Source organism: Hymenobacter sp. UYAg731 (assembly GCF_054061335.1).
In genome coordinates this window covers 507033-518428 of the sequence record NZ_JBSSEC010000005.1, presented here as the reverse complement: position 1 = coordinate 518428, position 11396 = coordinate 507033, and the positions used below count along the sequence as shown (strand labels likewise).

The window sequence follows — 11396 nt, the reverse complement described above, 5'->3', positions numbered from 1 at the left end:
TTTCCTGAATCTCCTTTGCAATGAACGCAACGCGTCCAACGCTGCTGCTCCTGCTCGCGCTGGCGGGCCCCGTAGCGGCCCAAAAATCGCCCGAAATCCCCGTGGGCCAGGTGGTGGCCCTGGCCGAGGCGCAGTGCGCCGCCTTTCTGCACCAGTACCCCGACAGCACCCGGCAGCCGCGCACCACCCTGCCCGATGGCTCGCTGCAGCTCACTAACTCCCGCAACTGGACCAGCGGCTTCTTCGCTGGCAACCTCTGGCAGCTGGCGCGTTTCACGGGAAAGGACAGCTGGCGTCGCCGCGCCGCCGCCCGTACCGAAACCCTGGAAGCTGAGAAATTCACCACCGACAACCACGACCTGGGCTTCATCCTGAACAACTCCTTCGGCCAGGGCTACGCGCTGACGCAGAACCCCAAGTACCGCGAGGTGATATTGCAAGGCGCGGCCACGCTCTCGCGCCGGTTCAGCCCCACGGTGGGGGCCATCCGGTCCTGGGATTTTGCGCCGTTCACCTATCCGGTCATTGTCGATAATCTGATGAACCTGGACCTGCTGTTTACGGCCAGCAAGTTCAGCGGCGACACCACGTTTGCCCACATTGCCAAAACCCACGCCAACACCGACCTGAAATACCGTTTCCGCAAGGACTACAGCACGTTTCACGTCCTCGATTTCGACCCCGCCACCGGCCAGCTGCGCAAGGCCATGACGCACCAGGGCTACGCCGATAACTCGTGCTGGTCGCGCGGGCAGGCCTGGGCCATCTACGGCTATGCCATGCTCTTCCGCCACACCCGCGACCCACGCTACCTGGCTGCCGCTCAGCACGCGGCCGACTATTTCCTCAAGCAAACCAACCGCATTCCCGACCACATTCCCTACTGGGATTTCAATGCGCCCGACATTCCGAATGCGCCGCGTGATGCATCGGCGGCAGCCGTGGCCGCTTCCGGTCTGCTGGAGCTGAGCAAATACGCCAAGAGCCCTAAAAAGTATTACCAAGGAGCCACGGGCCTGCTCAGCAGCCTCTGCACGCCGCAGTATCTGGCCACGGCGGGCACCAATAACTTCTTCCTGCTCAAGCATTCCACCGGCTACAAGCCCGCCAACTCGGAAGTGGATGTACCGCTGGTGTACGCCGATTATTACCTGCTCGAAGCGCTTTGGCGCTACCAGAACTACAATCAGTTTTTGGCGCTGCTGTAGCAACTGAAGAGGGGTTGCCGACACTGCTTGCGCGCGTCTGCGGCGCGTGCTGACTGGGGTTCGAGCCAAGGGCTTGTTGCCAGTCGGCACGCGTCGTAGACGTGCGCAAGCAGTGGGTTTATCGGCTCGCAGGTTAAAAGGCGGTATAAGTCAGAATGCACTTGCACGAATAAGCGGGTGCCCAGCCTTCAAGCACCAGCTTCGTGGGAGTCAACGTGATGATTTTGTAGTGTCTCTCCACTTCTTGGGTTTGGCCCGGGGCCGCGTAACGCATGGCGAGTTCGCGTCCTTTCGCAGAGAAGTGCCATGTGAAGCACCGGGCCTGCGGGAGGTGCGGGTCGCACCGAAGCGCACCCTCATCGTCCACGTAGGTTCCATCCACCTTAAACGTCGTAAAGTCATCGCGAACGCAAGGCTCCTTATCAAGGACTGGGTTGTACGAACCGGGCAATCGGGGTTCGTTCGGGCAGAAAATGCAGTCGCTTAAGTGCCACCTCGGCACCGTCAACACTACCAGCGAAGAAACGTCCTTGCGCTCGCACGCTATGGCCCCGCCTATCCCAACTAGGAAAACGACGGGGCGCACGCGGAATGATAAAGGCATAGACAAATGAAAGGTTGAGGCAAGCACACGATAAAATTACCCCTCTGCAGTGTTCACCGTTTTGCTAAACGCAGCCTAATTGTGTTGTGGAGTAGATTTAAGAATAGTCTGAATAACTGCAAAAGAGATGGGGAGGCAGCCGAATTGAATTCAGCCGCCTCCCCATCTCATTTCCAAGCGAACCCCATTCTAATACCCCGGGTTCTGCGTCAGCTTGCTATTCAGCAGGATTTCGACCTGCGGAATGGGAAACAGCTCTTTGTTGATGCTTGGAGCCATGGTGCCGTTGGCGGGGTCGAGGGTGGCGTACTTGGTTTTAAAGGCCAGCATAGTGCTGGTGGCCTTGCCCCAGCGGATGAGGTCGTGCCAGCGGTGGCCTTCGAAGCACAGTTCCACGCGGCGCTCCTGCTCGATGGCCAGCTGCGTATCGGCGGCGGTGAGGGTGAGGGGCTTGGCAGCCAGGCCGGCGCGGGTGCGCACGCGGTTAATTTGTGGGATGGCCAGGGCGGTTTTGCCGTTGTTGTTCAGCGCTTCGGCGTACATGAGCACCACGTCGGCCAGGCGCAGGACGGGCCAGTCGTTGTCACCCTCGTTCGCAGACAGCACGTTGTACACGAACTTCTTGGCGTAGTAGTCGGTGGCGTTGCCGGTGCCGGAGGCGATGAGAAAAGCCGGCTTGCGCAGGTCGCCGGCCTCGAAGGCGTCGTTCAAGTCCTTGGTGCCAAGGTTGGTGCTGCCGGCCACCACGGTGGTCACGTTGAACCCCGCCGGCGCGAAGTTGTAGGCGAACGAGTTGCCCTCGCCGTTGCCGGAGCTGAAGTACTGGCAGGCGAAGATGATTTCGGCGTTGTTGTCCTTGCCCACGCCGAACACGTTGTTCACGTCGGGCAGCAGTTGGTACTGCGTCAGCGCTACCACTTCGGCGAGCTTGGCTTCGGCCAGGGCCCACTTTTTCTCCTGCAGGTACACCTTGCCCAGCAGGGCCTTGGCGGCGCCGCTAGTGGCGCGGCCCACGTTGGCGCCGGTGTAGGAGAGGGGCAGGGCGGCTTCGGCGTCGCCCAGGTCTTTTTCAATTTGGGTGTATACGTCGGCCGCAGGCGTGCGCACCAGGGCCAGCGCTTCGGCCTGGCCTTTCAGCTCGGTGAGCACCAGCGGCACGTCGCCGAAGAAGCGCACCAGGTTGAAGTACATCAGGGCGCGCAGGAACTTGGCCTGGCCCACCAGCTGGGTTTTGGTCACCGGGTTGGCATAGCTCACCTCATCGGCGTGGCCCAGCGTCACGTTGGTGCCGGCAATGACGGTGTAGTGCTGGTTCCAGGCGCTGGAAATGTTGCCGTTGTTTACCAGCCAGGTCAGCTTGTCGAATTGCCCGTAGCCCACCTCGCTGGGGTTGATGGTGCGGGTGTTGTCGGAGGGCAGCTCGGTGAACTGGAAATAGCCGTTGTACACGCTGCGCATCGAGCCGTAGGCCCCGGTGAGGGCGCCCTGCAGGTCGGCTTCGGTCTTATAGAAGCCGGGCACCGGAATGATGTCCTGGGGCGTGAGGTTCACAAAATCTTTGCAGCCGTAGCTGCCCACCGTGAGGCCGGACAACAGCAAGGCACGGAGGATGAGGGTGGTTGGTTTCATGAAAGTCAAAAGTCAATAGATTAAAAACCAACCGTGAGGCCGCCCGTGAACACCCGGATGCCGGGGAAGGCGCTTTGGTCGAGGCCGGGCGTGGTGAGCGAGCCGCCGTTGATGCTCGTTTCGGGGTCGTAGCCGGGGTACTTCGTGAAGGTGAACAGGTTCTGGCCGGTCACGTACAGGCGCAGGGTCTGCAGCTTCACGCGCTTGAGCAGCGTAGCGGGCAGGGTGTAGCCGAAGGTCACGTTGCGCACCCGCAGAAACGAGGCGTCGTACACCTGCCGGTCGGTCAGCTGGGTGCCGGGGTTGTAGCCGCCAGCCGAGATGCGCGGCCAGGTCGTTTCCACCTCGGGCGCGTCGGGGCTCCAGGTATTTTTGTAGAAGTCGCGGGTGATGTTGGTGCCGTTGGCGGCCAGGGTGTAGAACTGGCGGATGTTGCCCATAATCACGTCGCGGCCCTGCACGCCCTGCAGGCTCAAGCTCAAATCAAACGCCTTGTAGGTGAAGGTCTGGTTCAGGCCGTAGAGGAAGTCGGGCACGCCCTTGCCGACTTTCACCCGGTCGCTTTCGTTGATGATGCCGTCGCCGTTCTCGTCCTTGATAATCCAGTTGCCGAGGCCCTTGGTAGCGGCGTAGGGGTAGGCGTCTAGGTCCGCCTGGTTCTTGTACACGCCGAGCACCTCAAAGCCGTACATGTTGCCCAGCGGCTGGCCCACAATCAGCTGGTAGGAGTTGTTCCAGCCAAATATCGACTGCTCGGGCGGCAGCGAGGTCACGCCGCCCAGGTCGAGCACCTTGGTGCGGTTGCCCGAAATGTTGCCGTTGATGGTCCAGCGCACCGGCCCCAGGTTGGTGCTCGTGCCGAGGGCCAGCTCCAGGCCACGGTTGCGCAGCCCGCCGATGTTGGTGCGGTAAGAGGTGGCAAAGCCAAACGCGCCGGGCAGGGTCTGGTTCAGCAGCATGCCGGTGGTTTCGCGGTTGTAGTAGTCCAGCGTCAGGGTCACTTTATCGCCAAAGAATCCGGCATCAATGCCCAAATCGGTCTGCTGGTTTTTTTCCCAGGTCAGGTTGGGGTTGCCCAGGCCGCGCTGGTTGTAGCCGTACGCCCGCGCCCCGCCGAAGCTGTAGTTGCTGTTGGCCTCGCTGTTTAAGTAGTTGAAGGAGCCGATGTTGGCATTGCCCGTCTGCCCGATGCTGGCCCGGAATTTCAGCTCGTTCATCACCGGCTTGATGCCCTGCCAGAACCCTTCCTCGCTCACGCGCCAGCCCAGCGAAGCCGACGGAAACACGGCGTAGCGGTTGTTGGGCCCGAAGCGCGACGAAGCATCCGTCCGCAACGCCGCCGAGAGCAAATACTTTTTGCGAAAATCGTAGGTCACGCGCCCGCCATAGCTTAGAAAGGCGTTTTGGTCGTAGGTCAGCTCGCCAATGCGGTCAGGTGAAGCCAGTGGATTATCGAGCAGGTTGGTGCTAATCGTGCCCGGCCGGGCCGTGGTGGCCGTATTGCGGGCCTGAAACTTCTGCAGCGAAAACAGCCCCAACAGCCCAAAATGGTGGTCGCCCACCTGCTTGTCGTAAGTAGCCGTGTTTTCCCATAGGAAATCAACCGCTTGGTTCGAGCTTTCGCGGGCGTACACCGAGCTTATCACCGGGGTGGAAATATTGGCACCCTGGGCCGATTCCGAGGCCATGGTGGCCGGAATGTAGGCCGACTGGTTGTCGGTGGTGAGGGTGCCGCCGCCGGCCGTTTTCAGCCGCAGCCCCGGCAGCGGCGACCATTCCAGGAACGTGTTGGCAAATACCCGGTAGCTGGTGAACGTGTTCTGATTCAGGTCCACCGTTTGGCGGGGGTTGAAGACGTTGGCCGTGTAGAAAGCGGTATTGTTGGCGCCGATGAGTTGGTTGACGGGCGTGCCGTAGTCGCCGTTGGCAATAAACACGGGCAGCGCGGGCGACTGAAACAGGGCCAGCGACGTGGCATTGGGCACGGCCCGCGTGCCGTTGTTGGCCGCCCCGCCCGATTGGTTGTAGGCCCCGTTGGCCGCCTGCCGGTCCTGAATGCCCAACGACGGTGCCACCGACACCCCAATTTTCAGCTTGGAGCTGAGGTTGGCGTCCAGGTTGAAGCGCATGTTGAACCGATTGTAAGACGAGCCCAGCAGCACGCCGTCCTGCTTGAAATATGCCCCGGAGACGTTGAAGCGGGCCTTCTCGGTGCCGCCCGAGGCCGAGAGCTGGACGTTGCGAATCACCGCATCGCGGTAAATCTCGTCCTGCCAGTCGGTATCGGGCAGGCTGCCGGGGTCGCTCAGGAACACGGGCGGCACCGGTTTCGCCGATGTGCCAAACTGGCCCGTGGTGGAGTTAAAGTTCTGCTGCCGCACCCGGTCTTTCTGCCAGTCGATGTATTCGTCCCGCTTCAGCACGTCCAGCTTTTTGGAGATGCGCTGAATGCCCGTGTAGCTCGACAGCGTAAACTGCGTCTGGCCCGATTTGCCACGCTTCGTCGTCACAATCACCACCCCATTAGCCGCCCGCGAGCCGTAGATGGCCGTCGAGGCGGCATCTTTCAACACCGAGATGTTGTCGATGTCGCTGGGGTTGATGAGGTTGAACTGCGCCGCATCCTGCAACGGGTAGCCGTCTACTACAAACAGCGGGTCGGAGGAAGTGCCCAGCGAGGTGCCGCCCCGAATAACGATGGTCGGCGGCGCGCCCGGCGCCCCGCCCTGGTCCGACTGCACCGCCACGCCCGGGGCCAGCGCCGCCAGGGCCTCGCCCGGCGTGGCCACCGTTTGCCGGCCAATGGCGTCGCCGTCAATCTGCGTCACGGACGAGGTCAGCGTTTTCTGCGACTGCTCGCCGTAGGCAATCACCACTATTTCGTTAAGCTTCTGCGCATCCTCACGCAGCGTCACGCTGATGTCGGAACGGCCGTCCACCGCCACGTCCTGCGCCGCGAAACCGATGTAGCTAATGCTCAGCACCGGGCTGGCCACCGTGCTGGGAATGGATAGCGCAAAGGCGCCGTCGGGCCCGGTGGAGGCCCCTATGGTGGTGCCCTTCACCACCACGGTCACGCCGGGCAGGCCACTGCCTTTGTCATCCACCACGCGGCCTTTCACGGTGATGTCGGCCAGCACGGCGGCGAGAGTGGGGCTGGCGGCGGCGGCTGGGCTGGCCGCCAGCGCTACGCCTGATACGGGCAATAGCGTCAGCGAAGCAGCGGCCCAGCGCAGGCGAGCAGAAGGTAAAAAACGAATCATATGGTAAATGGAAATGGGTGGGATTGCAAAAAAAAGACTGCAGAAATTGGTGCTAGCTCGACTAAAAAACCCAAGGTTTTTAGAACTGCTTCGGACTGCAAAAGCAGCTCTTGCAGAAGCTTGCTTTTTCATTTCCTCAACGGGCCTGATAGGGAGTTAGCGTGTCAAAGGTCCTTGTCGAAATCCCCATTCTCTTTCTCATTTTCAACAGATGTTGTTCATGTGAAAATTATTTACAAATACTCTGTCAATTAGCGATTTAAGTACCTTGGATTCGAAGCTGTGAGCGGCTGATTTTCATTTTTAGCACGCGTCTGTCACAATCCTTTTAGTGGGTGTGCCTACCCGTGGCATTGCTTATTCACCATCCAGGCGCAAGGAGGAGTGAGCAGAAAGCGACGCGATGCTGGAACTAGTGGCGGCAAAATCGGCAGAAAGGCATCACCCAAAAAGGCCCCGAAGCAGCGCTGCTCCGGAGCCTTCCACCTACTCAAAATGATGTTGGTCTACTCCTTCACGACCTGCTGGCACCTCTGTCCAGTGGGCTCGGTTGCGGTAAGTAGGTAGATATCTTTGGGCAGTCCTTGCAGGTTTAGTGCGGCTTAGAATTGGCCGCAAACGGAGCCGGCTAGTCAATGTTGGTCAGGGGGCGCGTCGGTTGCCTCAGCATCAAAACCGATGCTCCGAACATCCGCCGTGGGATTGGGGAACACGCTCAAGCCCTCATTGGTGGTTGATGTGCGCAACTGCTAACCAGGGTGGTGCGGAAGCGTGGCTTGTGGATACCTGGTTCGCTCCACATCAGCTTGTCCACAAACTTGCCGGTGGCATCGCACCGAAACAAGAAGGTGGTGTTGGCCGGCATGCTACCGGTGACGGTGTTATTGGCATGCCGACGAATGGCAAGAATCACCGCCAATGTTGTCGACATCTTATCCACACCATGAATTCACTTAAGCGACTTCAGCCTTCTTTCTAATTGGTCTAAATAAAGGGATTTTGGCAGCAGGTACTCGCCTTTGCCAATGCCTTCTTTGAAGTCTTCGGGAGCCGAATCGTAGTTGTATTCCTTTATCTTGCCAGCAGTTGGCGCGGTTTTAACATCGCTGGCTGGACCACTAGTGCCAATAATATATCCCCAACCGAACTGTTCTGAATCAATTACATAAGGAGATTTTGCCGGATAAGCCTCCCCTACCGTATTCCAATAAACGCTTTGCGTGGTTGGGTACCCATGCATTTCGGGCAATGTACCCCAAGGCCGGAATTTAGCTTCTAAAAAATCCTTGTTCAAGGTGGTATTATCAAACAAGTTAGCCATGCTCAGGTGCATGTGAAAATCACTGGCCAGCGTTGAGTTTTCTCCCCTGCATCGCAAAATAACATTTCCATTGCTCCTCATCGATTTAAAATCGTAATTGTGGCGGGCATGGGCTGCAAAGGAGTCTTTGATAAGACAATCATTTGAGGCTAAAATATACATGTACCCATTACCACCTTCCCCCAAATACTGGGTTCTCTGAAAAGAACAAGCCTCAACCGTTACAAATCTGGAATTCTGCAATAAAATACCACTGGAAACTAAATGAATATTGTCTTTATTTTCTTCTGGCTTGTAGGTGCTTACGTTTTTAATCCAGCAATTAATGGCACTGTTTATCATGATGATATTAGCGCTATGCACCTCATAAGCAGCAGTTCCTTTAACATTGAAATCCAAACCTCCTAAACCTGGCAACGTTGATTGTCGGTTTGCAATTGAAAGATGCTCGATTCCAACTTCGCTCAAGGCCGGCTTCACTTTATAAACCCTGGCATTGTCTCTCTTTTTAAGGAAATACCTGGTAGGTGCATCAATCTGCAGGGTATTTGCCTTTTTATCTATCGCAGTAATATATCGGTAAAATATAGTGCCCACCAGAGAGGTTTCCCACAGACCATCCATATCATGCTCTGTAATAAACCCTTTAGTAACATCGGTTCTTAATACGACCCAATCTCCCACCTTGAAATCTTGGACAGAGAAAACCGGAATTGTTTGAGTAGGCAGAAGCAAATCAGTTGTTATACTGACAGTTTTGCTTTCGGGGCTAAGCCAGTTTCCACCAGATGGTGGCTTTGCCTGGATAATGGAGACATTCCTCACATTGGCATTATCATTAAATATGAACGTTTTGCCAGTGCCCGCGCCCCTTAGCACCACATTGCTATAACTTATTCTTAGAGGGTTATCCTTAGTAGCAGAAACAGCTATCTTATATTTTCCTGCTGGCAAATAAACTACACCGCCTCCGCGTTGGCCTACATCATTTAACGCTTTCTGAATAGAGGCCGTCACATCCTCTTTTCCCGTATTATCCACTGCATAAGGTGCTTTGGTGACATCGAACACACTCTTTTTTATATCCGGAATTGCTTGCTCACCACGATGGTATCCGGCATATGAGAAATCTTGAAGAAATCTCCCAGCGCTATCCTGCATCCCTGGTTTCCAGTTTTGAGGATATAAGCTACTTCTCCATTCTTGGGAAAAAGCCGGAGAAGTAACAAGCAGTAAAACGGCTAGGAGAATGTGATTCTTGTTCATGAATTTTTGTTGTCTCAGAACTCATTTCATTTTTAAAAATTCGCTACCTGCTAGTAAAAATGCTCCTGTGCCATAGTTTTGCCAGCTTTCTGCAGTCGCAGGACGCGGGTCGAAGCCTATGTTTTGCACAAAGCCAACCATCCCGTCTGCTTTTTGCATTTTTAATAATGCCGGCCAGGCTTTAGCTACTACAGGCTTGAAATCGGAAGGATTCAGCAAGCCATTATTAATTCCCCATGCAATACCGAACGTAAAAAAACCACTTCCACTTGTTTCAGTATGGTCGTAAGACTCGGGGGAGAGTAGGCTAGTGGTCCACATACCGTCAGGTTGTTGCAGGCTTTTTACTTTGGTTGCCATCTCTTTAAAAAGCTGTTCAAAAAAAGAACGGTGAGCGTAGTTTTTTGGCATGTCTTCTAGGATTAAAGCCAGGCCGCCTAAAACCCATCCATTTCCTCTGGACCAGAATATCTTTTTGCCATTTTTTTCTTTTTTATCCGTACTAGTACCAGTCCATAAAAACCTGTCGTCTCTCGCAAAAAGGTGTTCCTCTTTATCATAGAGTAAGTCGTAGGTTTCTTTGTAATGTTTGTACATGTCGTCCAGCAAAGTGGAGTCATTATTTGTTTTGGCAAGTACGGTGAAAACCGGAGGTGCCATAAAAAGCGCATCGCACCACCACCATAAAGGCTTATTACGTTTTTGTTCCTGTTGATAAGCTAAATGCTTTTTTATGAAATCTTCGGTGGGTTTAAGATTCACATCTTTGTCGCCAATAGTTGCTAGATAGAGGTATGCGTAGCTAATTGCTACATCATCTGCACTATTTATACGGATATATGTTTGCCAATCATTCCTCTTTGCCATTCCTTGTAGGGCTTTCAAAAATTCAGCGTCGCTGGTGGCTTCATGAGCTTTGGCAACCCCGGTATAGTAGGCTCCATTAGTCCAGTCTTTGGGTGACTTTTCGACGATTGGATGCGCTTCCTGCCACTCCAACGCTTTAAGCATCGCCTTTTTCGTGCTGGAAGCAGCTCCGCTTCCGCTTGCTTTTTTAGCTGCAGTACATGCTTGCGTGAAAAATATTGCAGCGAACAAGGAACAGATTAAAAGAAATCTCATTTTGATTAGAATTGGCTTGTATGGACAAGTGTAGTTATTGATATTCTGCTAATTATTGCAGTTTGCCCGCAGCGTTTTCCAACACCACATTAGATAGTATGGCGGTATCTACTTTATCCGGGATATGTGAGCAAAAGCCGATGCCAACATAAAAAGGCTCTTTAAAAGTGAGTTTAATTGGGTCTCCTAATTGATGCATAGGTTCGCCATTTAGACTAATGAACATTAAACAGTTTTCGCCTCTTTTCTCTATCCCAATGCGCATCGCACTTTTCTCCGGGACTTTCATTTGAAGAATAGTTTTGTTCTTTTCTGGCCTCCAGGCTAAGTGCATCAGGCCAGCGCCGTGGCGCGCTACCATGGCTTCTTCCGCGTCATCATCAAGGCTTTGCCTAATAATTACCACTGCCTTTCTGTCAAAAAAGCCTTCTGCATTAGGGAATTTGACATCGGCAGCCAAGGATACATCATCAGACATCTTTTTCCACAGAAAGCGGAATTCATCTCTGGTGTACCAAATGTTATACCCTGCAGAATTAATGGTGTATTCTTTCGTAAGCGCTTCAAAGCTTGATGTGCCGGGCACAAGTGATGCTCCTATATCGCTTTGACCATCAAAAATGCCAATATGCTTGTTTGACGTTTTTGTGGCTCGATGGAAATCAATTGGCGGGGGGACTTGCTTATGGGTTGATGAGCCGGGTAATGCCCAATCTGGCACAATCGTTTTTGTTGATGCAGTTTGCGAATTACTGACCTTGCATGACGCAATACAGCACGTAGCCATCAAAGCCATGATGGCTAATGCAGTATTTCTATTGTCATAGAGATTTAAAGCACCATTGCTCTTTTCTCTCAGCACTTTTAACAGCTTTTCCATGCTATGTCTACTTTTATGTGCTGCTTTTATTAAATGTTGAATAACCCCGTTTGCTAAGGTGTATCATTCAATTATTTGAATAGCTAACGATGGGCATCGCCTG

At 54.5% G+C, this 11396-nt stretch carries 6 protein-coding genes; 1 reads left to right on the top strand and 5 read right to left on the bottom strand.

Features of this window, described 5'->3' with window-relative positions; all coding sequences use genetic code 11:
• The first annotated feature begins 20 nt into the window (after positions 1-20).
• On the top strand, positions 21-1208 hold the full coding sequence (locus ACVWYF_RS17900; RefSeq protein WP_457070516.1) for a glycoside hydrolase family 88 protein: 1188 nt from the start codon (positions 21-23) through the stop codon (positions 1206-1208).
• Between the two features lie 793 nt (positions 1209-2001).
• On the opposite strand, the gene ACVWYF_RS17895 is transcribed toward ACVWYF_RS17900, so the two are convergent.
• From ACVWYF_RS17895 to ACVWYF_RS17875, 5 genes are all read right to left on the bottom strand, one after another.
• The gene (locus ACVWYF_RS17895; RefSeq protein WP_457070514.1) at positions 2002-3441 is read right to left on the bottom strand and encodes a RagB/SusD family nutrient uptake outer membrane protein; all 1440 of its coding nucleotides are present in this window, start codon (positions 3439-3441) and stop codon (positions 2002-2004) included.
• Between the two features lie 20 nt (positions 3442-3461).
• Entirely contained in the window at positions 3462-6704 is a 3243-nt protein-coding gene (locus ACVWYF_RS17890) for a SusC/RagA family TonB-linked outer membrane protein (RefSeq protein WP_457070513.1), read from the bottom strand.
• A gap of 949 nt (positions 6705-7653) precedes the next feature.
• Entirely contained in the window at positions 7654-9291 is a 1638-nt protein-coding gene (locus ACVWYF_RS17885) for a glycosyl hydrolase family 28-related protein (RefSeq protein ID WP_457070511.1), read from the bottom strand.
• Positions 9292-9312: 21 nt separating this feature from the next.
• The gene (locus ACVWYF_RS17880; RefSeq protein ID WP_457070509.1) at positions 9313-10389 is read right to left on the bottom strand and encodes a glycoside hydrolase family 88/105 protein; all 1077 of its coding nucleotides are present in this window, start codon (positions 10387-10389) and stop codon (positions 9313-9315) included.
• Positions 10390-10465: 76 nt separating this feature from the next.
• Positions 10466-11293 carry a hypothetical protein gene (locus tag ACVWYF_RS17875; RefSeq protein WP_457070507.1) on the bottom strand — a complete coding sequence of 276 codons (828 nt, stop codon included), beginning with the start codon at positions 11291-11293 and terminating at the stop codon, positions 10466-10468.
• Between the last annotated feature and the right edge of the window lie 103 nt (positions 11294-11396).